The organism is Streptomyces sp. NPDC058665 (assembly GCF_042714995.1).
In the GTDB taxonomy this organism is placed as follows: Bacteria; Actinomycetota; Actinomycetes; order Streptomycetales; family Streptomycetaceae; genus Streptomyces.
Window position 1 is genome coordinate 1 of the sequence record NZ_JBHXRX010000077.1, and the last position, 22,311, is coordinate 22,311.

20 protein-coding genes are annotated in these 22,311 nt (G+C 66.2%); 4 read left to right on the forward strand and 16 right to left on the reverse strand.

Annotated features, from left to right (window positions below; all coding sequences use genetic code 11):
* Nucleotides 1-145 precede the first annotated feature (145 nt).
* The gene (locus ACFWV8_RS33270; protein WP_384212948.1) at nt 146-1,465 is read right to left on the reverse strand and encodes an alpha/beta fold hydrolase; all 1,320 of its coding nucleotides are present in this window, start codon (nt 1,463-1,465) and stop codon (nt 146-148) included.
* 455 nt (nt 1,466-1,920) lie between these two features.
* Nucleotides 1,921-2,160: a hypothetical protein gene (locus tag ACFWV8_RS33275; RefSeq protein ID WP_384212950.1), complete on the reverse strand. Its 240-nt coding sequence runs from the start codon at nt 2,158-2,160 to the stop codon at nt 1,921-1,923.
* A gap of 361 nt (nt 2,161-2,521) precedes the next feature.
* Between ACFWV8_RS33275 and ACFWV8_RS33280 the strand changes: the two genes are divergently transcribed.
* The 3 genes from ACFWV8_RS33280 to ACFWV8_RS33290 all read left to right on the forward strand — a co-directional run bounded on the left by ACFWV8_RS33280 (nt 2,522) and on the right by ACFWV8_RS33290 (nt 5,922).
* Nucleotides 2,522-2,809 (forward strand): hypothetical protein, encoded by a 288-nt coding sequence (locus tag ACFWV8_RS33280; RefSeq protein ID WP_384212952.1) that lies wholly within the window; start codon nt 2,522-2,524, stop codon nt 2,807-2,809.
* 453 nt (nt 2,810-3,262) lie between these two features.
* Complete coding sequence (locus ACFWV8_RS33285; RefSeq protein WP_384212957.1) at nt 3,263-4,330, forward strand: ParB/RepB/Spo0J family partition protein; 1,068 nt, start codon at nt 3,263-3,265, stop codon at nt 4,328-4,330.
* Between the two features lie 137 nt (nt 4,331-4,467).
* Entirely contained in the window at nt 4,468-5,922 is a 1,455-nt protein-coding gene (locus tag ACFWV8_RS33290; RefSeq protein ID WP_384212961.1) for an amidohydrolase family protein, read from the forward strand.
* 253 nt (nt 5,923-6,175) lie between these two features.
* Here the strand turns inward: ACFWV8_RS33290 and alaS are convergent, their stop codons facing one another.
* The 5 genes from alaS to ACFWV8_RS33315 all read right to left on the reverse strand — a co-directional run bounded on the left by alaS (nt 6,176) and on the right by ACFWV8_RS33315 (nt 12,373).
* Nucleotides 6,176-8,857 (reverse strand): alanine--tRNA ligase, encoded by a 2,682-nt coding sequence (gene alaS, locus ACFWV8_RS33295; protein WP_384212964.1) that lies wholly within the window; start codon nt 8,855-8,857, stop codon nt 6,176-6,178.
* Nucleotides 8,858-9,590: 733 nt separating this feature from the next.
* Nucleotides 9,591-9,758 carry a hypothetical protein gene (locus ACFWV8_RS33300; RefSeq protein WP_384212968.1) on the reverse strand — a complete coding sequence of 56 codons (168 nt, stop codon included), beginning with the start codon at nt 9,756-9,758 and terminating at the stop codon, nt 9,591-9,593.
* A 283-nt stretch (nt 9,759-10,041) separates the two neighbouring features.
* Nucleotides 10,042-10,713, reverse strand: a complete 672-nt coding sequence (locus ACFWV8_RS33305) for a hypothetical protein (RefSeq protein WP_384212971.1) — start codon at nt 10,711-10,713, stop codon at nt 10,042-10,044.
* Nucleotides 10,710-11,450: a dTMP kinase gene (locus ACFWV8_RS33310; protein WP_384212974.1), complete on the reverse strand. Its 741-nt coding sequence runs from the start codon at nt 11,448-11,450 to the stop codon at nt 10,710-10,712. Before ACFWV8_RS33310 ends, ACFWV8_RS33305 begins: the two co-directional genes overlap by 4 nt.
* A gap of 95 nt (nt 11,451-11,545) precedes the next feature.
* Nucleotides 11,546-12,373, reverse strand: coding sequence for a hypothetical protein (locus ACFWV8_RS33315; protein WP_384212977.1), 828 nt, complete (start codon nt 12,371-12,373; stop codon nt 11,546-11,548).
* Between the two features lie 116 nt (nt 12,374-12,489).
* Here ACFWV8_RS33315 and ACFWV8_RS33320 point away from each other — a divergent pair, with 116 nt between their 5' ends.
* On the forward strand, nt 12,490-13,500 hold the full coding sequence (locus tag ACFWV8_RS33320) for a phosphotransferase enzyme family protein (protein WP_384212981.1): 1,011 nt from the start codon (nt 12,490-12,492) through the stop codon (nt 13,498-13,500).
* 96 nt (nt 13,501-13,596) lie between these two features.
* Here the strand turns inward: ACFWV8_RS33320 and ACFWV8_RS33325 are convergent, their stop codons facing one another.
* From ACFWV8_RS33325 to ACFWV8_RS33365, 9 genes are all read right to left on the reverse strand, one after another.
* Nucleotides 13,597-13,962, reverse strand: a complete 366-nt coding sequence (locus ACFWV8_RS33325; protein WP_384212985.1) for a thioesterase family protein — start codon at nt 13,960-13,962, stop codon at nt 13,597-13,599.
* Between the two features lie 108 nt (nt 13,963-14,070).
* Nucleotides 14,071-15,399 (reverse strand): peptide ligase PGM1-related protein, encoded by a 1,329-nt coding sequence (locus ACFWV8_RS33330; protein ID WP_384212988.1) that lies wholly within the window; start codon nt 15,397-15,399, stop codon nt 14,071-14,073.
* Between the two features lie 11 nt (nt 15,400-15,410).
* Complete coding sequence (locus ACFWV8_RS33335; protein WP_384212991.1) at nt 15,411-16,667, reverse strand: aspartate aminotransferase family protein; 1,257 nt, start codon at nt 16,665-16,667, stop codon at nt 15,411-15,413.
* Nucleotides 16,667-17,860 (reverse strand): acyl-CoA dehydrogenase family protein, encoded by a 1,194-nt coding sequence (locus tag ACFWV8_RS33340; RefSeq protein ID WP_384212994.1) that lies wholly within the window; start codon nt 17,858-17,860, stop codon nt 16,667-16,669. The genes ACFWV8_RS33335 and ACFWV8_RS33340 overlap by 1 nt, the downstream gene beginning before the upstream one ends.
* A complete protein-coding gene (locus ACFWV8_RS33345) occupies nt 17,857-18,864 on the reverse strand; it encodes a 3-oxoacyl-ACP synthase III family protein (protein ID WP_384212996.1) in 1,008 nt (335 codons plus the stop codon). The genes ACFWV8_RS33340 and ACFWV8_RS33345 overlap by 4 nt, the downstream gene beginning before the upstream one ends.
* Nucleotides 18,865-18,911: 47 nt before the next feature.
* Nucleotides 18,912-19,793, reverse strand: coding sequence for a RimK family alpha-L-glutamate ligase (locus tag ACFWV8_RS33350; protein ID WP_384212999.1), 882 nt, complete (start codon nt 19,791-19,793; stop codon nt 18,912-18,914).
* Between the two features lie 443 nt (nt 19,794-20,236).
* Nucleotides 20,237-20,809 carry a GTP cyclohydrolase I gene (gene folE / locus ACFWV8_RS33355; protein ID WP_384213002.1) on the reverse strand — a complete coding sequence of 191 codons (573 nt, stop codon included), beginning with the start codon at nt 20,807-20,809 and terminating at the stop codon, nt 20,237-20,239.
* Nucleotides 20,810-21,562, reverse strand: a complete 753-nt coding sequence (locus ACFWV8_RS33360) for a 7-carboxy-7-deazaguanine synthase QueE (RefSeq protein WP_384213006.1) — start codon at nt 21,560-21,562, stop codon at nt 20,810-20,812.
* On the reverse strand, nt 21,559-22,095 hold the full coding sequence (locus tag ACFWV8_RS33365) for a 6-pyruvoyl tetrahydropterin synthase family protein (RefSeq protein ID WP_384213009.1): 537 nt from the start codon (nt 22,093-22,095) through the stop codon (nt 21,559-21,561). Before ACFWV8_RS33365 ends, ACFWV8_RS33360 begins: the two co-directional genes overlap by 4 nt.
* Nucleotides 22,096-22,311 lie beyond the last annotated feature (216 nt).

The following is a 22,311-nucleotide window of genomic DNA, read 5'->3' on the forward strand; positions in this document are numbered from 1 at the left end:
GCCCCCCCGGTCGGCGCCCCCCCCCCGGGGGGGCCCGCCCCCCCCCCCCCCACGGAGGGGGCACCTCCCGTGCCCCCCTCGGGGGCTACGGGGGAGAGCGTGCGTGCCAGGGCTCGCGAGCCCGGCAAGATCCAAACGAGGGGCCCTAGCTGTCGGGCGTGGTCTCCTCCTGGACGACCGCGCCCACGACGCGGAAGGCCGCGGTCGCCGCCGGGAAGCCGCAGTAGACGGCCGTCTGGATGAGTACTTCCTTGATCTCGGAAGGCGTCAGACCGTTGCGCAGGGCGGCCCTGGTCTCGACGGCCAGCTCGTCCAGGTGACCGCCGGCGACGAGGGCCGTGAGCGTGACGCAGCTGCGGCTGCGGCGGTCCAGGCCCTCCCGGTTCCAGACCTCGCCCCAGGCGTAGCGGGTGAGGAGTTCCTGGAAGTCACCGGCGAAGCCGGCCGTATCGGCCATGACCTGGTCGACATGGGCGTCACCGACGACCTCCCTGCGGATCCGCATGCCCGTCTCGTAAGGATCCGGGCGTACGGCGGCCACGGCCTGCGGCTGCTCGGCGGAGGTGATGGCGGCGACGGGGGAGGTCATCGGCGACAGGGTCGGCGGTCCCGCGGGCGCCCCCGGCCCCGGATAGGTTGCCCAGTCGGGCAGCACCGTCAGACCGGTCGAGGTGTCGGAGGGGTTCTGCCAGGCGGTGGAGAAGTGACGGATGAGCAGGTCCGTGACGGCGGCCGGCTGCTCGACGGGCGCCAGGTGCGAGGCTCCCGGCACCAGGGCGAGCCGGGCGTCCGGTATCCCGGCGACCAGTGTGCGGGCCTCGGCGGGTCCGGTGACCTTGTCCTCCGCGCCGACCAGGACGAGCGTCGGCACGCCGATACGGCCGAGCTCCGCCCGTACGTCGAAGGCCGCGAGCGCCTCGCACGCGGCGATGTAGCACCCCGGGTCGGTCGTACGGACCATCTGGACCGCCCATTCGACGATCGCGGGCTGGGCGGCGGCGAAGCCGGCCGTGAACCAGCGCTCGGGCGCCGAGCGTGCCATCGGGTCGAGACCGTTCGTACGGACGATGACCCCGCGCTGGCGGAACTCGTCCGCCGTACCGAACCGCGGCGACGACGCCACGAGCGCGAGCGAGGCGACCCGGTCGGGGCGGCGCAGCGCCAGCTCCGCGCCGATCGCGCCGCCGATGGAGCAGCCGGCGTAGCCGAAGCGCTGCACGCCGAGTCCGTCGAGCGTGGCGAGGAGCCGGTCCGCGAGCTCGGGAACGCCGGTGGCGGGATGGGCGGGCGCGCCGCCGTGACCGGGCAGGTCGAACCGGACCACCCGCCAGTGCTTGGCCAGCTCCGGCGTCTGTCTGTCCCACATATGCCAGGTGGTACCGAGAGAGGGACCCAAGATCAGAGTCGGGGCGTCTTCTGGCCCGTCTACGCGGTATTGCAGGGTTCTGGTCGTCGTCTCGCTCACCCGCTCACGCTCCCATATCTCACAATCTCACGACCGGGCGGTGTCCCGCCCACCGAGCCGACATGTGAAGCAGGACGCCCGAGCGTCGTACGGGCGCACCTGACGGAGCCCTGGCAACTCCATGATCCGGTAGGCCCGTCGGCGGAGTTGCTTGTGTCGAAGGCTGCGGGGTCGAACTGGTCGGCGGAGTCGAGGCCCAGCCGCTCCAGGCGGTCTTCGTGTTCTTCGTGGTGGAGGTCGGCAAGGATCTCAATGAGGATGCCGGATCGGTCCCGTCCGCGAGGCCGGCTTCGCGGTCCTACTGTTCGCCATGGCGGCCATCCTGCCCTCCCCATGCCCGCCGTGTTCCGGCAGGACGTCTGCCACTGCTCCAGGACAATGATCATCGCGATTCGGTGCTCCTACACGGTCTCCGGGGCCGTTCGCCGTGCCCGCCTCTCCCTCGCGGCGCGAGATCAGGTGAACACCGATTCCTCCCGCAGCACCCCATCCTTGGCGTGCACGTCGAGCAGCTGGCGGGGTTCGGCCTCGAACGCCTCGTGTTGTTCCGCGAAGAGTTCGGGCCGGGCGAAGGAGGTGCTGCGGAGGTAGCCGACGACCGTCTCGGGTGTCCACGCGCGGGCCGCGGGGAAACGGTGTTCGCGCAACGCGCCGGTCCACTCGGCGTCGTGGGTCCAGAGGCTTCCGTCGCCCATGATCGCCACGGTGGCGTGCGGCGCGGTCGGCCGCGCCAGGAGTCAGGGCCCGAACGCGGGATGACCAGCGGTCCCGGCCGGAGCATGGAGAACTCTCCGTGCTGGGCATGGCAGACGACGCTGGACCGGAGCTTTTGTGGGGCGAACAACCGGCAGATTCAGTGCCGGGGCCGGACTACTGTGCCCCACATCCACCGGCGGGTGATCAAGCAGTCCACGCGCGCCGAGGACCAACGGGGAGGAACGGCGTGCTCACTGTCAGGAATGCGGAACTGGAAGCGCAGCACGGAGGATGGCTGGTCCTCGCGAGAACCGTCGGCACGCCCACCGCGCCCGGATCGGTGTTGGGAGGAGTGCGGTGATGGTGCGTGTCCTGGTTGTCGGTGAACAGGCGCTGTTTCGCGCCGGCATCAGGCACCTCCTGGCGGACGCGGACGGCTTTGAAACGGTGCGCCAGGTGGAGTCGACCGAGCGCGTGCTGCGCACGCGGAGCGCGGCGAACGGAGCTCAGCACAGCCGGGACGACGACTCGGTGGTGGCGGCCATGCGGGCGGGGGCGAGCGGCTACATCACCAAGCGGAACTCCGAACGGGAGTTGTTGCGCGCCATCAGATCGTCGCCGAGGGCGGCGCCGTGTCCAGCACGGTGATCGCGAGGCGGCTGGGCGAGTACTTCTCGGAACCCTACGCGGTGTCGTACCGGTCGGCGTTCCCACAGCTGACGGGACGTGAGACGCAGGCACTCGACCTGCTCGCGCGCGACTGGAACAACGGCCGGGTCGCGGTGTCGTCCGCATCCTGGCCGCCAACCCGGAGCGGTGGCGCCGGCTGCGCGCGGGCGAGGTCAGGGAGACCGCCCGCGCCATCCGCCCCCCACCTGCCGGTGAACCGGCCACGATTGAGAATTGCGCCTCCGCTGCGCGCCCGAATGTGACTGCACGGGCGTGAGAGGCCCTTTCACTGATGCCTTGCTTCAGTGAACCACTGATCCACTGGTTCGTGCGTGGATCGGTGCATGTATACGCCGTGAGGTGGAGAGCTGTGCAACTGCCTTGCGGAGGTCAATCAACGAGGGGATTACAGCCTTGAATCAAGTGGATTCGATGTCCATATCAGCTCTCTACGAAGAATCGATGGCCCCTTCCAGCGGTATCGCGATCGACGGCCTTCCCGCAGGGCAGGGGCCCTGGGTTCTTCCACTGGCCAGCCTCGCGCTGGGGCGATCTCCACGCCTGGGAGGAAGGGACGAGGAGCACATCGCGCGCCTCGCGGAGGTCGATGGCGAACTCCCTCCGATCCTCGTGGACCGGCGAACGATGGAAGTGGTCGACGGGGCCCATCGATTCATGGCCGCGATACTCAACGGGAAAGAAACCATCAATGTTGAGTTCTTCGACGGAACCGCTGAGGACGCATTCCTCCACGCCGTCGAGACGAATGTGAAGCATGGCCTCCCTCTGTCGCGCGCCGACCGGCGCGCGGCTGCGGCAGGCATCATAGCGTCGCACCCTGAGATGTCCGATCGGGCGATCGCCGAGGTCGTCGGCATGGCGGCCAAGATCGTCGCGGAGATACGGCACATGGCTCAGGACGCGCCGTCGATGCCGTCCGCTCGAGTGGGGCGAGACGGCAGAACCAGGCCGTTGAGCACGGTGGAAGGTCGACTCAAGGCCGCCAAGATGCTGGCGGACCAACCGCAGTCATCGCTGCGAGAGGTGGCCAAGATCTCTGGGATATCGCCGAACACAGTGGCCGATGTGCGCGACCGCTTGGCACGCGGCGAAGATCCGATACCGGTACCGTACGCGTTCGACGGAGGCCGCCGGTCGGACTCCGGCGTGTCTCCGGCCAGGCGCCGCTCGGAGTCTCGCCCGCTGCGGGCCTCGCTGTCGACGGTGGCGGATCCGGTCAGCATCGTCACCAAGCTCGCCCGCGATCCTTCCATGCGCCACCAGCAGGCCGGACGCCGGCTTCTCCAATTGTTGCAGGCGAACGCATCGGGCCTGCTGGAACCGGCCTCTCTCGCCTCGGTCGTGCCTTCACACAGTACGTCCATGATGATTCAACTCGCGCGGCAGTACGCGCAGTTGTGGGGCGACTTCGCTCAGGAATTGGAAGGGTCCGCCCGTTTAATATCCGAAAGCAGAACCCGGGACGTGTCCGTGCTCTGAAGCCCTGGCGGCTTTCAAGGCCTGCCCCGCATGGGCTCAAGGCCAGTGAGGGGCGAAGCGCCGGATGGCGCGACATCGAGGGAAACATAGATCTCCGATGCCCCGCATCGGCCGATGGCAATTCAGACTGACTCCGAATGGCATGGGGAATTGGTGCGAATCCGATGACTGAACGGTCCGACCGCCTGCATCCGACGATGTCTTCAAAGGGGGATGCCCCTCTTCGCCAGCCGGATGCGGGTTTACTGATTCGCGGCAAGTACGTCCTGACAGCGTCCGAACCCGAGATGATTTCAGACGGTGCCGTGCGCGTGGTGGGTGACACGATCCGAGACGTCGGGTCGTTCGCCGATCTGTCCAGCAGGTTTCCTTCTTGTGCCGTTCTCGGCGGGCCCAACGATATCGTCACCCCTGGATTCATCAACACTCACGGGCACTTCTCCGAAGCCCTCGTGACAGGAATCGGGGAGAACTTCGCTCTCGGTGACTGGCTTCGAGGCCTGATCGACGCCGTCGCCCCCCACCTCGACCGGGAAAGCGCCTTCATCAGTACGCTGCTCGGCGGCGTTCAGATGCTGAGGACCGGGATCACGCTGACGAACGACATGTTCGTCAGCGACCCGAGGACGACTTCCGTCACGCCTGGAGTCGTCCAAGGCCTCGAGGAACTGGGCCTGAAGGGCATCGTCTCCTATGGCGCGAGTGATCGGCGGCCAGGGACTCCGGTGGAAGACGTGTTCGCCGAACATGCCGCGCTGCGTGAGGCCGCGGCTGCCAGCACGCTGTGTCGGTTCCGCGTCGGTATCGCGACGGTGGCTGCGCAATCCCCTTCGATGTTTGCACGGTCGGTTGATCTCGCATCGTCGAATGCAGACGGAATCCACATCCACCTTCATGAGTCACGAGAGGAGATCGAATTCATCCAAGAGTCCCGACATACAAGCCCGATTGCGTACTGCGCGCAGAACGGGCTGTTCGCGTCGCCGACACTCGCAGCACACTGCGTCTGGCTCGGGGACGCTGACATCCGTCTCTTGGCGTCGCACGGCGTCGGCGTAGCATATAACCCGGTATCGAACATGATCCTTGCGTCGGGGGTGTGCCCGGTCTCACGGCTGCGCGGTAGTGGGATCAATGTCGGGATCGGCGTTGACGGCCCGGCCAGTAACGACCGCCAGGACATGTTGGAAGCGATAAAGACCGGCGTTCTCCTCCAACGACTGGATCAGCTCGACCCTGCTGCCCTGACCGCGCGTGAGGCCTTCCGCATGGCGACTATCGAAGGTGCCGCCGCGCTGCACCTCGATACCGCGGTCGGTTCATTGGAACCGGGAAAGGCCGCCGACCTGGTTGTCTTCGACGGCGGCTCGCCAGCCCTCGCCAATGTCCACGACCCGTTCCAGACGATCGTCTACTGCGCGGGACCTCGCGAGGTGAAAGACGTCTGGGTGGCGGGACGGCGAAGGGTCGCCGACGGCGAACTGCTGGGCGTTGACGTGCCCGCGCTGGTGCGCGAATCGCGCAAACTGGCTCACTGCCTGGCTCAGCGGGCTGGCCTCGGGGCACTGTCGTTGCTCGCGACATCGAACTGAGATCCAGCCGATACTCCGCTCGCTTCCAGCCCACGGTCTTCGTGGCGGCATCGGTTCCCTGGCTGGTCGCGGGCACGTCGGTGGTGGACGTCTTGTCGATTCCCGGGTCGAGGCCATTGAGCACCACGTCGACCTCGGGAATCGACGTCGACGTGGTGCCGCCCCTGAGCGGCGAGGTAAGGAGGAAGCCAATCTGGCCGCTCAGGCTTCCGACGAGCGTCGGCATCGCATGCGCGCAACCGGAATGAGAGTTCTACAGACCCTGAGACGAACCCTGCGCGAGGGCAGCCTGGCGCACCGCAGCGATTGCTTGGCCCACAGCGTTCGTGTCGGTGCCTGCTCCCTGCGCCACGTCATCCTTGCCGCCTCCACGACCCCCAAGGACCGTCATCGCCGTACGGATCAGCTCGCCTGCTTTCAGTCCGCTCGCCTGTGCCTTCTCATTCACCGCGACCGCGCACAACGGTCGACCGTCCTTGACGGAGAACAAGGCGACCGCAGCTTCCGTGGACGTGAACCGCGCGCACACATCCCGTGCCATCCGCCGCAGGTCGTCCATCACGATCCCGTCTCTCACCTTCGCGGCGACCAGCGCGACGCCGCCGACGTGCTCGGCCGATTGCACCAGCGACGCACTTGCCTGCATGAGATTGTCCAGCCTGAAGCGGTCGATCTCCTTGTCCGCGTCCCGGATCCGCGTGATCATGCCGGCGATCTTCTCCGGCAGTTCCTCCGGCTTGCCCTTGACCAACTCTGTCAGCTGCCTCACCAACGTGTGCTCGCGGGCCAGGAAGCGGTAAGCGTCTACGCCGACCAGTGCCTCGACTCGCCGTACGCCCGCACCGATGGACGACTCGCTCATCAGCTTCACCAGGCCGAGTTGCGCGGTGTTGCGGACATGCGTTCCACCGCACAGTTCCTTGGAATAGTCGCCGATGGTTACGACGCGCACCCGGTCGCCGTACTTCTCGCCGAACATCGCAACGGCCCCCTGTTTGCGGGCCTCATCCATGGTCATCACCGCGGCGGTCACTTCCAGCTCGCGGGCCAGCACTTCGTTGATCTCCTGCTCGACGTCCGCGAGCACGGAGTGGGGCACCGCGGACGGTGAGGCGAAGTCGAAGCGGAACCGCCCGGGGGAGTTCTCCGAGCCGGCCTGCGCGGCCGACGGGCCGAGCGCGTCGCGTAGCGCCTGGTGCGTCAGGTGGGTCGCCGAATGCGCGCGGGAGACGGCACGACGGCGGTCGACATCGACCCTCGCGAACACCGCCGAGCCGAGGGTGACTTCACCGACCAGGACCGTGCCTGAATGCACCAGGACGCCGGGCACGGGCTGCTGCACGTTGTGAACGGCCACGGTCGCGCCCGAGTGTGTCCGGATTCGGCCGTGGTCGGCCAACTGGCCGCCGCCCTCGGCGTAGAAAGGCGTCCGGCTCAGGACGATCTCGACGTCGTCGCCCTCGGACGCCGCAGGCGAGGGAACGCCGTCGACCAGCAGACCGACGACCGAGGCCTCATCCTCCAGCAACTCGTATCCGGTGAACTCCACGGTCCCGGTACGGTCTGCGACCTCCCGATAGGCGGAAAGGTCGGCGTGGCCGAGCTTCTTGGCGCGGGCATCGGCCTTGGCCCGCTCCCGTTGCTGTTTCATGAGCTGTCGGAAACCGCCCTCGTCGACCCGGAGGCCCTGCTCGGCCGCCATTTCCAAAGTCAGGTCGATCGGGAAGCCGTAGGTGTCGTGCAGCATGAAAGCCTTGTCGCCGACCAGGACCGAGGAACCGCGGCGTTTGGTCTCGGCGACCGCCTCGTCGAGGATGGCGGTGCCCGTTCTCAGTGTCTTGAGGAATGCGGCTTCTTCCGCCAGCACGACAATCTCGATGCGCGCACGGTCTTCCAGGAGCTCGGGGTACTGCTCACCCATGATGTCGAGGACGGTGTCGAGCAGAGCCGCGGCCACCGGCCCGGCGGAGCCGAGCAGCCGCATATTGCGGATGGCGCGGCGCAGAATCCGGCGCAGCACGTAGCCGCGGCCCTCGTTGCCGGGCGTGACCCCGTCTCCGACCAGCATGACCGACGCCCGCATGTGGTCCGACACGATGCGGAGTGAGACATCTGTTTTCGGATCCGCGCCGTACGAAACTCCGGTCAACTCGGTCGCCTTGTCGATGACGGCACGCGAGGTGTCGATCTCGAAGATGTTGTTAACGCCCTGGAGGATCATCGCCAGTCGCTCGAGGCCGAGACCGGTGTCAATGTTCTTCGCCGGCAGCTCCCCGAGGATCTCGAAGTCTTCCTTTCCGGTTCCGTCACCTCGCTCGTACTGCATGAACACGAGGTTCCACAGTTCGATGTAGCGCTCGTCGTTGACCGCCGGGCCGCCTTCGGCGCCGAACTCCGGGCCGCGGTCGTAACAGATCTCGGATGAAGGTCCGCAGGGGCCGGGCACATCCATGGACCAGAAGTTCGGCCCCATGCCCAGGCGCTGGATCCGCTCCGGCGGGACGCCGACGACATCACGCCAGATCGCCTCGGCTTCAGGATCTTCCTGGAAGACGGTGATCCACAACCGCTCGGGATCCATGCCGTAGCCGCCCGCATCCTGCGGGAAGGTCAGCAGTTCCCAGGCGAGGGTGATCGCTTCCTTCTTGAAATAGTCTCCGAACGAGAAATTGCCGCACATCTGGAAGAACGTGGCATGGCGAGTGGTCTTGCCGACATCGTCGATATCCGGGGTGCGCACGCATTTCTGGATGCTCGTGGCACGCTGGAAGGGTGGCTTTTCCTGGCCGATGAAGTATGGCTTGAAAGGCACCATGCCCGCGGGTACCAGCAGCAGTGTCGGGTCGTCCGCGATCAACGATGCCGAAGGCACGACCGTGTGCCCACGTTCCTCGAAATAGCCGAGCCAGCGTTTGCGGATTTCCGCCGACTTCATTAGTATTCTTCCTTCCATATCGCCGAGCGATCCCCTGTCTGGAGGTCGCCCGCACTCGTCGTGGCTTTCCCGTCGAGTGTGACACGTTGTCATGTTTCATCGGGCAGTCTAGCCTCGAAGTTTCGTGACGGTCTGCCGACTGAGTCGGTGGACCGTTTTCGTATCGGTGGGGTAGCTCGCGCAGGCAGGAGCGATGATCAGCGACGGTCTTCTCGACCGCGCAGGTGATGTTTTGCCATAGATGGAACCGGTCGGTGGTGGCGTCGCACTCGGGCAACAAGTCGAGGACCTGGGCGGCTCTCGGCGTCGATCACAACCGTTCCGCAGACGTGGCCACGCCTGAGGGCGAAGTCGTCCTCGCCGAAGGCGCGGGGCCGCGTCGCTTCCGGGTCGGGCAGCTCCATCACCCGGCGCAGCAGCATGGTCCGGCTGGTCGCGAAACCCATTACCCAGGTCAGCCAGGCACCGGCCCGGCTCGCCAGGGCCAACCCGATCGCGTCCATGGCCTGCCACAGCCGCTGGGCCCCTCCGGCCCATGACGGTGGGTCAGCCCGGCACCTGCTCTACGAGTATCCGCCGGCCACATGCTGCGGCCGTGCGGGAAAACGCCTGACCCTCCGCCGCCCAGGAGGCCTACGTGAAATGGGTCAAGGTCACCCTCATGACCCGCCGCCTCGCCGCTGCGGGCGACGGCCCGGCCGGCGCGGGAGCGTCCTGGTCGGCGTGAGCGGCGTTACCGCACCGCGCTGAAGCCCCGGCTGTCCGCGCTGGTCAGCCGGCCCTGATGGACCAGCCGCTCGACCTGGCGGCGCACGCCCTTCTGCAAGCTGCGGTTGGCTCTCTGTCCGAACGACGCCTCCGTCACCTCCCGTACCCGCACCGGCTCCTGAGCATCACGCACGAACTCCACGATCTTGGAGGCGTTCGATGTCTGCGGTGATGGCTGTGAACACGTGCTGTCCGGTAGCGGCAGCGGCAGCGGCGCATGCCGTGTCCGTGAGCGAGCTCGTTGATGGTGCCTTACGCTCCGGAGCGGACCGCATGGCGGGCCTGCCAGTTGGGTGTCTGTTGCTCGGCGCGGACGCGGAGTTGCGGATCACGGAGTTCTCGCGGGGGGAAAGTCCACGGTTCGGGCGCTGCCAGCGGTGGTCGTGCAACGGGTGCGGACCGGGCAGGGGCGGCACTCATGAAAGCCCGCCCGCCCTCGGTCGCAGCATCTCCCGCAGGAGAGGTCTGACCCCTTCGAAGTCGTTGGGTGCGCTCGTGTCCACAACTGAATAGAGATTCTTTTCAGCCAATTCTCGAAATCTCCTGACCTCGACATCCTTGTCGTGTCGCGTCTGCGGGTGCACGGGTGAGTCAGCACGTGCCAGCACACGGTCGAAAAGGAGATCGCTCGGTGCGTCGAATATCAGCCCGAGGTCCGGCCGGTAAAGTCGCTGCAGCGGCTCCGAGAATATCTCGTCGGAGTTGAAGACCAGCGGGGTGAGCGCGTATCGCTCGCAGATCACGAGGTGACCCTGCCGGAGAGCGGGTTCAATGATCGCCCGCTGCCTGACCAGGCGATCGCCGACCGCCATCAGCTTCAAGCCGGCATCGTCGATGAGGCTCCGATCGAATCCAAGAGACTGGTCGCTCCATGCCCGCCAGAGGTCATAAGCGCGCATGTGCTCTCCCGGCATCAACACGTGCGTGCACGGGATATCGTCACTCATGGCCGCCATGAGCCACGAAACGAAATAGGACTTCCCGGATCCGTCCGATCCTTCGATGGCCAGAAGGCGGCCGGGGAATTCATGGGGCGGGCCGCCCAGTACGACGGGAGTCCAGTCCTCGCTTCGGTCGGTGTGACTCATCGTTGCTCCCTGGCGCTCGCGACTCTCCGGGTACCGCAGGCCTGAGATGACAGCGCGTCGATGGCGTTGAGACGATCCCTGACAACTCCCATAGAATGCGCAAGGCCGATATCCGTTCGAACCGGTACGCCGTCATTCAACGCTGCGAATTCACGAAAGAGTTTCGCCCTCATTGACATGGCTTCCAGATCGACCGACTCCGCCTCAGCTCCCCCACGGTCCCGCAGCCGATCGGCGGCAACCTCCACTGGAACGTCGGTGAAAAGATAGCAATCCGGCTGGGGAAAATGCCCCGCACAGTCCCAGACGGCACGGCGCTCGGCAGCCGAGTGCGGCGTCAGCAAGAACTCCACCAGCGTCGTGAACAAATACCGATCGATAATCACCGTGTGCCCCGCCTGGAGATGACTCACCACCTGATTTCGCAGCGTGAGCAGGCGATCCCCCATCAGGACGAGCGTCAACCCGAACGGGTCGACGACACCACGGTCCAGACTCCCCTGGCGATCCCTGTCGAACTCTCGGAACAGCGCCGTTTCCTTCAGCTTCCGAGACGGGAACTTGAAGCGCCGCACCACGATTGATCGGCGCCTCGACTCCGCCGCGATGCACCGGATCAAAGTCGTCTTCCCGCTTGCATCGATTCCTGACACGGCGATGAGTTTCCCGGGCCAAGTATGACGTCGCATATGGATACGGAAATCCAGATCACCGTAACCACTTTCAGGATGATTCATCCAGTATCCTTCTCCACCCGCCGACCGCCGGGTACGGGCTGTCCCATACCCGGCGTACTCGAACGCTTCCGGTCCCACCTCGCCGTCGAAACGGCTCAGGGAATTTCCACCTCGATCGCTGTCGTCTGCGTGAAGGTCAGTACCGCCATGTCCTTCACGAAGGTGGTCTCGTGGGGATCGAGGAGCTCCCGCACATCGTCGGCGCGAGTTCTCGTCGCGTCTGTGAGGGCAGCGTGGGGGTTCTGCCCCAGCCGGACGCCGTGCGCGAGGTTGTGCGGGTAGCCGAGGACGAGCGCGGCACCCTCGTACTCCTGAGGCGCGAATGTGATGTCGTGGTCGCGGCGCCGCAGCTCATCGGTGGGAAGACCGGAGAAGTGAGCGCCGAATTCCGCCCCCTCGATGTTCTGCGTTCTCACCGTGGGATAGAAGATCACACTGCCCACCGGCTCCTGCGGGGAAGCGATATCGCGGTGGAGGAATCCTTCGTAGACCTGCCCGGCGCGCGCGATCACCCGGTAGAGGAACAGCGTCACGACCACGCGTTGCTCGTCGAATTCGGCCGGGATCGCCAGCCGCGCCGCGAGGCGCACGACGCCGTCGAGGTGTGCGAAGGCCGGGACCTCGGTCACATCGGGGAGTTCGAGTCCCGGTTCCCCACGGGGCTCGAACTTGGTCTCGGACAGAGAGAAGGACGACTTGATGGCGCCGGCGACCAGCGCCGGAGTCTCGCCGCGCCCCAGGGAAGCGCGCTGATAATTATCCCAGCCCCGGAGCCGCGCGGCTACTTGTTCGGTCGGTGAAATTCGTAGGCGGTCGGTGATCCCGGAGAACACCTGTTGGAGATGACCGATCGAGGAACTGACCGATTCCCCGTTCACCAGCCGCGCCATCGGCTCGGGTCGCTCCATGTCGGGCTCAGCCATTGCAAACTCCTTCGAAGTAGTTTTGCAGCGGTGTCGGTAGAGGTAGTGTAAGCATGCGAATCTCACCTGTTACCGAAGCAGGAAATCGACATGGTAAGCGCGGGGAGCATTGCAGCATGACACCAATTCGACGTCCAATTCGGCCGCCCTACGACGGCGCGCCATTCCCGATCGTGACTCCGGTACAGTCCTCGGCGGTCATCGACCGATACCAGCTGGACATAGATCCACGGAAGACGAAACGGCTCAATTCGTCGGGCAATGTGCATTCGGTGTACCGGCTCGGCGACAACTATATCCTGAAGATACCGCGAGACCATCCGCGAGCGATCGGAGAAACACTCACCGCTTCAGTCGCAGTGCCGGCCGCCACTTCCGCCGGCGTCCGGACCGGATCACTCGTCGCGTTCGACGACAGCCTGGAGATATTCAGCGTCCCGTTCTCGATTTTCGAGTACGTGCGCGGCGATTCGGTGACCCCGTCCGCACGAGTCCTGCCGTCCGACGCCGCTGTCTGGCACGGCGTAGGAACTGAACTCGCGACGCTCCACCACACCGTGGGTCACGTGGACGATCCGAAGGGGTGGCTGGAGGAGTGGGCGCGCCCGCTCGACCACGTCGCGATCCTGACAGGGCTCGTCGATGCCGGCGTGGTGGCCGCGCACCTGGCCGAGTGGTTCGACGAATTGCTGAGCGCTCTGAAGCCCTCGGTCAGCGGCGCGAACCGGTACCGGCGGTTCGTGCACGGCGACCTCAAGCCGGCGAACATCCTGCAGTTCGACGACCGGCTTCGCGCGCTCATCGACTGGGATGACGCGGGTTGGTTCGATCCGGCGATCGATTTCGCGCAGATACCACTGCACTTGGTCGACGTCGCTCTCGCCGGTTACCGAGCCGTCGCTCCGCTGGACGGCGACGACACGGCCGAGCAGCGGATCCTGTGGGACCACGTGATGACCGCGCTGACGGAGCTCTGGCGGCTTCGCATCGACATGGCCAAGATCTACCACCCCTGCCCCGGCGACGGGCTCGTCGAGGTGCTCGCCCTCGCCGTCGACGGCACGTCGTCGCTGCTCGAGTACTTCCCGGCCCGCCGGGGCCTGTCCCGGCAGGCGGCGCTGGGCTGACCGTGATCCGCCGCCGGAACTCTCACCTCGGCCGCTCGTCGGCGACGGCTTTCGCCGAACCGCGAGCGGCCGAGGTGAGGAGTACCTTGGGGGATCTCAGGCGGATATACGGGCTCGGAACCGGCCGGCGTCGACCACGGCGCGCTGGTGAACACCGTCGCAGAGCACACTGCCGTCGACGCTCTTGACGGCGAAGTCGAATCGAGGCTGCGAGCCGGAACCGGCAGCGGTCGCCTCGATGACGACGACCTCGCCGACCCGGGCGGGGGCACGGTGGTTCATGACGACCTGCACGCCGACCGTCATCTCGCCGGGTGCCAGCTGCGGCTTCAGGAGATCAGCGCACAGACGCTCCACATGGCCGAGGATGGCCGGTGTCGAAAGCACCTCCACACCGGGGTTCCCCCAGCGCGAGGCGGAGTCGTCCGGACTGACGGTGATACGGCGTTCATTGCTGGTCATGGATTTTTCTCCTGGCATGTAGAGACTCCCTCACGGCCGCTGATCACGGCGGACCGGAGGAGCCATGGACCGTTGTTCGACGTCCGCTCACCTCTCCGCCGAACGTCGTCAGCGTGACGTCGACAGCAGGCGCAGCCGCCGCTCGTAGTCATCGGCTGTGGCCACGTCGGCTCCGATGGCGCAGTATTCGACCGCCCCGGACTGGGCGGCGTGGTCGCAGGTGAGGACGACGCCCTCGCCACGCTCGGGGTCGAACGCCAGGCCCGCCCGCTCCAGCGCCTCTACGGCGCCCGAGAACGAATCCACCTTCAGGTCGTTGTTGCTGACGAGGTACCGGCGTCGCAGGTAGTCGTCGCCGAAGAGCATCCGGCCGATCGAGTGGAGATGGGTGGAGCCGCCGAGGCGGCCGTTGAACTCGTTGAGGACGACGACTCTGCCCTCGTCGACCGCCAGTCCGTCGATATTCATCAGCCCCCGATAGCCCATCGCGTGTACGACGTCGGCGAGTTCAAGCGCGTACCGCGAGAACTCGGCGTCGCACTCCTCGGAGATCGAACTCGGGGGTATCAGGAGTCCGTCGAAAACGGGTGTCATCCGCATCTCCGCGGTGTGGCGCATGACCGGGGACTCGCCGTCCAGGCTCACCTCGCACCCCAACGAGATCGCGTTCTCCAGGTAGTGCTCGATGACGACGGGATCGCGACCGTTCGAGCTGAAGCGCGACCACTGCTCGGCCAATCGCTCCTCGACGGCGTGGCGGTCCCCGACGACGGTGAGCACAGCGGCTCCCAACTGAGCGGTGTCCGCCGACGGCGTGAGGATCTCGTTGCCGAAACCGCCTTCGTGTGCGTCCTGTTTGACGATCACGGGCCGCCCCGTCTCGACGAACGAGGCGACGAAGTCGGTGGCGTCGCTCACCGATCGGGTCACCAGGCCGTCGGCGACGGGGACGCCGGCTCCCCCGCAGAGTGCCCGAAACACCGTCTTCCGGTTGAGTAGGTCGACACCACCGGCCTCGCAGAACGCGACACTCGTGTCGTACGACCCGATTCCGACATCGCGTGCGAGCGACGCGATTGTCTGGTTGTAGCAGTAGGGGAGGACGCGATCGAGTCCTCGGCCGACGCTCTTCGCCCGCAACTCGTCGATGAACCGGCCCCCTCGAAGCCGGTCCACCGTCAGCAGGTCCGCGCCGAACCCGTCCGGCGGCGGAATGACGACGTCCGCCGATGTGATGGGCACGCCTTTCAACCGAGAGGCGTAGCCGAGGAATTCGTCGCTGATGGGTTGGGGGCTGACGAGTAGGTCGCCGGGGCCCATCAACCAGACCAGCCGACAGCACAGGTTGCCGCTGATCCGACGCTCTTCAGGGTCCATCCGACTGAGGTCGCCGACAAGGGACTCGTTGAACGAGTTCCCGACGTACAGGGTGGTCATCGTCACCGTCCTCAGACGCGCTCTGCTGCGAACGATTGGGACACCGCGCGGGTGAAGCGTGCCATCAGCATCTCGACCTCTCGGTCACGGATCGTCAGTGGCGGGCACACCATCACCGACTGCGTACGCGCGTCGACGCCCGAGGGATACAACAAGAGTCCGTCCCGCAGGGCGGCCTCGACGATTCGGCGATTCAACGGCGCGGTCGCGAAATCGACCGGGCTCTGCTCGATCCCCACGCCGAGGAGGAGACCTCGGCCACGTGGCGGCTGGAGGAAGGGAACCGACTCCGTGAGCAGTTCCAGCTCTCCCCGAAGGTAGCTGCCCACCTCCCGCGCTCGCGAGACGAGCCGGTGCTCGCTCGTGTAGGTGAGCACGGCGAGCGCCGCCGCGGCGGCCAGCGGGTTGCCGCTCATCGTGTGCCCCATCGACACCTCCGCCGCCGAGACACCGGACAGCACGCGGTCCCCCACGATGCAAGCGCCGATGGGAAGGTAGCCGCCGCTGAGGCCCTTCCCGGTGACGATGAGGTCGGGCAGGATCCCGGACTCCGTGACGCCGAACCACTCACCGGTCCGGCCGAATCCGGTCATGACCTCATCCGCGATCAGCAGCGCGCCGGCCCTGTCACAGAATTCACGGAGCCCGCGGAGCGTCTGGGCATCCACCTCCGCCGCCCCGCTGGCCGCCCCTCCGACCGGCTCCAGGACGACGGCGGCTATGCGTGCGGGATCCAGCCGTTCGAGGACGAGCAGCCAGTCCGCCAGCGAAGGGAGGACCTCGTCGTCGCGCGAGGACGACACCTGCTCCAGCTTCGCCACCCCGCCGAGCAGAGGCTCAAGGTTGTGGCGCCGGGGCGGATGCCCGGACAGCGCGAGCGCGCCGGTGGTCATGCCGTGATAGCTCGGCCGCTGCGAGACGATGATGTCCCGCCCGGTCCCGGCGTGGTGGTGCATGACGAGCCGGAGCGCGCTCTCCATCGTCTCCGAGCCGGAATTGGTGTAGACGACTTCCTTGTACCCGGGGCCGGCGATCGCCAGGACCATGGCGGTCAGGTCTTCGACGGGCTGATTGCGGAACTGGCTGCGATGGGCGAACGTCACGAGCCGCGACTGTGCCGAGATCGCCGCCAGCACGTCGGGCACGCCGTGGCCGATGTTTACGCAGATCGTGCCCGAGCACCCGTCGACGTACTCCCGACCGTCGGTGTCGACGATCATGACCCCATTCGCCCGATCCACCATCGGCAGTGTGGATGCTCCCGTCATTACTTCCCCGACCCCCTCGTGCCTCGATCGAACTCGCGGGACCGGGACGCACGCCGTACGTGGTTGAAGATGTTCTTCTTCTGCATCTCGTCCGTCCCGGCAGCGATCTTGAAGGCCACCGCGTCGCGCAGGTTGCGTTCCACCGCGCTGCCGGATTCGTAGCCCGAGTGGCCGAACGCCTGGACCAGGTCGAGACCCGAGCCGACGAGACCTGTCGAGGCCAGCAGCTTCGTCACCGAGGCGCTGAGGCTGAATCCGTCGTGCCGGCCCTCCAGCAGGTCGAACGACCGATAGGCCAGCGCGCGGGAGCCTTCGACGGCCATGGTGAGCGACACGACCTTTTCCTGCATGTACTGATGCTCGCTCAGCGGTACGCCGAACGCCTGCCTCGTCTCAAGCTGCCGGATCAGCGGCGCGATCTGTGCCTCCAGGGAGCTCCCGACGATGATCCCGAACAGAATTCGGTCGTACGCCAACGTCTCGTAGAGCCACGTCAGACCCTTGCCGACGCCACCGATCACCGCGTCGGCATCAAGGCTCACGTCGCGGAACCTGATCGGCCCGGTGGGACTCGTCCGCAGTCCCAGGAGATTCTCACCGGCCCCGATCTCGACCCCTTCGACGCTGGTACGCGTCACGAACAGGCTGAGTTCGAAGGTCCCGGGCTCGGTCTCGGTGCGAGCAGCGAGCATGACGACGTCCGCGACGGGCGCGTTCGTGATGTGCGCCTTGCCGCCGTTCAGGACGAAGCCGCCGTCGGCCGCGGCGACCGCCCGAGTGGAGAGCCCTCGGAGGTCGGACCCGCCGGACTCCTCGGTGGACCCCGTGGAGGCGATGTCGCCAGATGTCAGACCCGGCAGCCACTTGGCCTGCTGCTCCGCGGTGCCGGCCGTCACCAGCAGCCGGATCAGGCCGCTCTGCGACGCGACGGACATGAGGAAGCCGAGATCACGCGCACCGAGCGACAGACCTTCCAACGCCGCCAGCCAGTCCCAACCGTCCTCGCCGAGGCCCCCGATGTCCACCGGTACCTGGAGCCGCCAGAAGTCGGTGGCCGCCAGCTCCTTCCAGATCTTCCGATCGAAGGATCCGTCTCGATCGCGGGCCTCCGTCCCGACCGCCACCAGATCGGTAGCGACCTCCTGGAACCGGTCCCGGATCTCCAACTGACGCTTGTTCCAGGTTATGTTCACAGCTCCTCCACCCTGGCACCCGGGTTCGACCATCTGATCAGGCTGCCTCCCCATGACATTCCGGCGCCGAAGGCCGCGAGCAGTACCAAAGAGCCCTGTCGGACCCGGCCGTCCCGCACCGCCGTGTCGATTCCGAGCGGCACCGACGCTCCGACGGTGTTGCCGAACACCTGGCCGGTACTCACATTCCGGTCCCCGGCGAAGCCCGCTTCCTCGGCGCATCGCGCCACGAGTTTGGGATTCGCCTGGTGACAGATCAGGTAGTCGACGTCCGCTACGTTGACGTCCGCCATCTGCGTCACCGTGTTCACCAGCTTCGGCAGTTCCTGGAGCATCAACTCAGCGATGTCCTTGCCGCGCATCTTGAAGAGATGGGCGTCACTCTCGGGGGCCCGACCCGGCAGCGGAGGTGAGAAGCCGCCCACGGCGTAATCGCCCAGTGTGCCGTTCGTCGCGAGCTTCGTCGCCATGAACCCGCCCTCCTTGACCGGGCCGAGCACCACCGCCCCGGCCCCGTCTCCGAAGAGCGGCCAGGTCTGACGGTCGAGCGGGGCCGTCATCCGCGACCAGACGTCACTGCCGATGACCAGAACGAACGGCCGCTCGGCATCCACCCCGACCAGTGGCCGCGCGACCTCCAGCGCGAAGACGAACCCCGCACACGCCGCGTTGAGGTCGAACGCGAAGGCGTGCGTCGCGCCGATGCGGTCCTGGACCCGGGCGGCGACCGACGGGACCGGCGGGTCGGAGCTGACCGTGGCCACGATGATGGTCCGGACTTCGTCGGGCCTGACACCGGCGGCGCGGAGCGCCTCCTGTCCGGCGCCGACGGCCAGGTCGGTGAGCGATGTCTCGGCGGGGGCACGACGCCGTTCGCGCACCCCCGTCGCACGCTCCGTCCAGCCGGGCCTGGCATCGAGCACCCGATCCATCTCGTCGCAGGTCACGACGGTGCTCGGCAGGCACGAGCCAGTGCCGATGATCCCCGTCGACGAGCCCGCCACGGCATGGCCTCCGCGACCCTCCGACCGGCTCTTCGCCCCGTCGTCCATCACCTCCACCCCCGTGCCGACTGCGCACTGAAGCTGCCCTGAGCGTTGGCCTGCGTCTCCGCGAACTCCACGAGCTGAACGTTGGGGACTCGTGCCATCTCCGGGGTCCATGCGGCCCAGCCCGGCACCGGGTTCACCTCGATCACCGTCAGGCCGGACCCGCTCATGATGATGTCGACGCCGGCCATGGTCAGGTCCGTCGCCTTCACTGCTTGCAAGGCCAGGTACGCGAGTTCGTCCGACGGCTCGATGAAGGCGGAGCTCACCGGATCGTCGGCGAGGTCACCGGAAAAGGGCTTCCAGTCGTCGCCGGCGGTGTCGAACCGCGAGCAAGTGGAGACCTTCGACCCGATGACGAGCACTCGGAAGTCGCCCTCGTGCGCCAGGTAGGGCTGGCAGAGGAGCGTGCCGTGCCGTTCGAGGAGTGTTTCGGTGAGCTCCAGCGCCGAGGTAGTCGGGCCTTCGAGGAGGCGCTCGACGTCGAGCCCTCGGTAGCCCAGAGCCGGCTTGACCACCACCTGGCCCCACAGGTCGAGCGCGTCGCGCACGTCGGCGGCGCCATGGCACTCCTTGGTCGGAGGGACGGGAATGCCGTGCAGCGTGAGCTGTTGAAGCATGGCTCGCTTGCTCGCTGCCCTGATGTGCACCTGCAGCGGATCGAGGACGGTCACGCCTGGTTCGCCGTTGAGCAACAGAAGCTGTTGGATCTTCTCCGTCCAGGGCGGCGTGCTGAGATCGCACCGGCAGAGGATGACGTCGAACTCCGACAACGGGGTCCCTTGGATGGTCGCTACCGCACCCGCGGGACCGGGATCGCAGCGTACGTCGTCGAGCTCGAACACCATCGCGCTGTGCCCGCGTTCCCTGGCGACGTCCGCCATCCCGAGCGCTTCGGGCTCCGCTCGCTCCCAAGCGAGTATCCCGAGTTTCACAGCGCCCACCAGACCGTGGGCACGTTGGTAACAGTGGTCATCAATGTTCTCCATTCGCAGATGATTTACGCCGATCGCAGAACGTCTGACGGCTGTAGTCAATGTCTGTCGCAATCGACACCCGGTGTGTTGCCGACGTCAGGGCGCGCACAGGTGCCCGACCACCATGCCCAACCAGCAGTCGAGAAGAGAGGGTTAATATCAGCCTGCAGTGTTCATTCTCAACACCCGCATATATACAACGGTCGACGATGACGGAGGTCCAGCTCCGAATCTCTTCTGTGCAACTGAGGATTCCCTTCAGTTGCACAGCTCAGTTGTACAGATCGGCCAGGAATTGGGAGCTCTCGAATTCAATCGCCGCCGGAAGCCGGCCGCGCCGGCTTGAATGTTCAGACGCTCCGGGCTGCGTGCTCGGCGAGAATCGCTTGAAGATCGGCATGCCCCGGCACCCACTCGCCGACAGCCGCCTGCGTCGTCGTCATCGCGCCGTGTTCCAGGACGCCCCGAGTGCTGATGCAGCCATGCCCCGCCGTGATGATGCACGCGGCGCCGACCGGGTCGAGCTTCTGGCGTATCGCTTCCACAACTTGGTAGCCGATTTGCTCTTGGACCTGCAGTCGCCGCGCATACCCGTGGAGCACGCGGGCGAGCTTGGACAAGCCGACGATGGATGCTCCCGATCGCGGGCGATACGCGACTGTCGCAGTGCCGGTGATCGGCAGCAGATGGTGCGCGCAGGTGGAAGTCAGGCGGATCCCACTGAGCAGGACGAGGCCGGGATCCGACGGCCCGGTGAACGTCACGTCCAGGTGCATGACCGGATCGATGTCGTATCCGGCGAGACACTCGGCCCATGCTTCGGCGACGCGTCGGGGCGTATCGTACGTATGCGAATCGCGCTCCACACCAAGCGCGAGCAGGAGGTCGGAAACACTCGACGCGACCTTGTCAATGTCAATCATTCAGTGACCTCTACAATCCTGCCAGGCGAGAACATGCAGCCGGTGGGTAGCGTTGATGCCAGCTTGCGCAGCCGCCTCCGCGATAGCGTGCCAGCGGCCGTTAAGGTCTTGTGCGGTCGTCCCCTCCGGCATCACCCAGACTTGGCTGAGGGGCCAACCGGTTGTGCGAGCGATTCCGACGGCGTCCGAGACGTCGTCGATCGAAGCGCACACCACCTTCAGGTGTGCGTTGCCGGATTCCGCGACCTCGACCCACGCGGTGCGCAGTGCCGGATCGATGTTGCCGCGATGAGCACCCGCATTTGCGAGTTTCGGTGACACCACGAATGTCTGGACGAAGCCTCGAGTGGTCGCGTTCGGTGCGATCGTTCCGTTGGTCTCGACATGGAGCGTGCAGCCGCGCGCCCTCAGCCCGGTGCACAGTGCGCGCCACGCGGGTCGATTCTGGTGCAGCAGCGGCTCTCCACCGGTGACGACGACAAGCGACGATGAGGGAATCCGGGCGAGAACCTCCTCCACCGGTGTCATCGGGATCTCGCGCCGCAAGTCGAAGCGCTGCGCGTCCCATGTGTACGCCGAGTCGCACCAGGAACACGAAAGATTGCAGCCGCCGAGCCGGACGAACCATGCGTTCCGGCCGGCGTACGGGCCTTCGCCTTGGATGGTCGGTCCGAACACCTCGGAGACCGGCAGTGCCGGCATGCTGCCGTCGCCGAGCTCAAGCAGATCCTGGTCAGCCTCGTCTGTCTTCACCTTGAGACCTCTGCGGCATTGACATGGGTTTCACGCACCACGACCCGGGACACGCGCACACCCGGCCACCCTCGCGATCGGATGCATCCGGCTGTGACCCGGGTGAGAAGCTCGGCGACGTTCTCAACCGTCGGCCAGTTGAGACCGAACGAGGGATCCGAATCGCCGAACACGAACACCTTGGAGTCCGCCGCCTTCAACGCGGGCACCAGCTCGTCCTCGCGGCCCAACATGGTCCCGTGATCGAGATTGCTGTCGATCCACTCCCGCAGGTAGCTCTTCAAGTCATGGAATTCCACGACTATGCCGTCGGGTGCGGCTTCGCCCGCGACGGTTGCCTCCACCCACCAGGAGTGACCGTGGAGATTCTGGCATTTTCCGCCCAGCTGCGGCAGTCGATGCGCGGTTTCGAAGTTGTGCCTAACGGTGACAGCGGTAGTCGCTGGGGCCTGCCGGATTTCACTGCGGCCGATCTCTTGCTCGTCCTCGCACCGTGTCGCGCCGCGCGCGAGTTCATCGGTTCTTCCAGCCATCAAGCTCTCCTCCATTTCGCACCAGGCTTCCGTCAACGACGATGAGAGGTGCCGCCGACATTCACACGACCCGGGCGTGATCGCTCGTTCCACCATCGTGACGCGGCCGCAGGCAACGTCACAAGAGACTTGTCGCCGATATCGCCAACCCGCAACGCGAATTCGATACGGCCCACCCAGGGTTCGATCACACGGTAAACCACCCGAGCTTGAGCA

What these genes read in the sequence shown, in the direction of transcription:
- ACFWV8_RS33275 (WP_384212950.1), bottom strand. Translation starts at nt 2,160, where the DNA reads ATGGGCGACGGAAGCCTCTGGACCCACGACGCCGAGTGGACCGGCGCG.
- ACFWV8_RS33280 (WP_384212952.1), top strand. Translation starts at nt 2,522, where the DNA reads ATGGTGCGTGTCCTGGTTGTCGGTGAACAGGCGCTGTTTCGCGCCGGC.
- ACFWV8_RS33285 (WP_384212957.1), top strand. Translation starts at nt 3,263, where the DNA reads ATGTCCATATCAGCTCTCTACGAAGAATCGATGGCCCCTTCCAGCGGT.
- ACFWV8_RS33290 (WP_384212961.1), top strand. Translation starts at nt 4,468, where the DNA reads ATGGCATGGGGAATTGGTGCGAATCCGATGACTGAACGGTCCGACCGC.
- alaS (WP_384212964.1), bottom strand. Translation starts at nt 8,857, where the DNA reads ATGAAGTCGGCGGAAATCCGCAAACGCTGGCTCGGCTATTTCGAGGAA.
- ACFWV8_RS33305 (WP_384212971.1), bottom strand. Translation starts at nt 10,713, where the DNA reads ATGAGTCACACCGACCGAAGCGAGGACTGGACTCCCGTCGTACTGGGC.
- ACFWV8_RS33310 (WP_384212974.1), bottom strand. Translation starts at nt 11,450, where the DNA reads ATGAATCATCCTGAAAGTGGTTACGGTGATCTGGATTTCCGTATCCAT.
- ACFWV8_RS33315 (WP_384212977.1), bottom strand. Translation starts at nt 12,373, where the DNA reads ATGGCTGAGCCCGACATGGAGCGACCCGAGCCGATGGCGCGGCTGGTG.
- ACFWV8_RS33320 (WP_384212981.1), top strand. Translation starts at nt 12,490, where the DNA reads ATGACACCAATTCGACGTCCAATTCGGCCGCCCTACGACGGCGCGCCA.
- ACFWV8_RS33325 (WP_384212985.1), bottom strand. Translation starts at nt 13,962, where the DNA reads ATGACCAGCAATGAACGCCGTATCACCGTCAGTCCGGACGACTCCGCC.
- ACFWV8_RS33330 (WP_384212988.1), bottom strand. Translation starts at nt 15,399, where the DNA reads ATGACCACCCTGTACGTCGGGAACTCGTTCAACGAGTCCCTTGTCGGC.
- ACFWV8_RS33335 (WP_384212991.1), bottom strand. Translation starts at nt 16,667, where the DNA reads ATGACGGGAGCATCCACACTGCCGATGGTGGATCGGGCGAATGGGGTC.
- ACFWV8_RS33350 (WP_384212999.1), bottom strand. Translation starts at nt 19,793, where the DNA reads ATGGCGGACGTCGCCAGGGAACGCGGGCACAGCGCGATGGTGTTCGAG.
- folE (WP_384213002.1), bottom strand. Translation starts at nt 20,809, where the DNA reads ATGATTGACATTGACAAGGTCGCGTCGAGTGTTTCCGACCTCCTGCTC.
- ACFWV8_RS33365 (WP_384213009.1), bottom strand. Translation starts at nt 22,095, where the DNA reads ATGGCTGGAAGAACCGATGAACTCGCGCGCGGCGCGACACGGTGCGAG.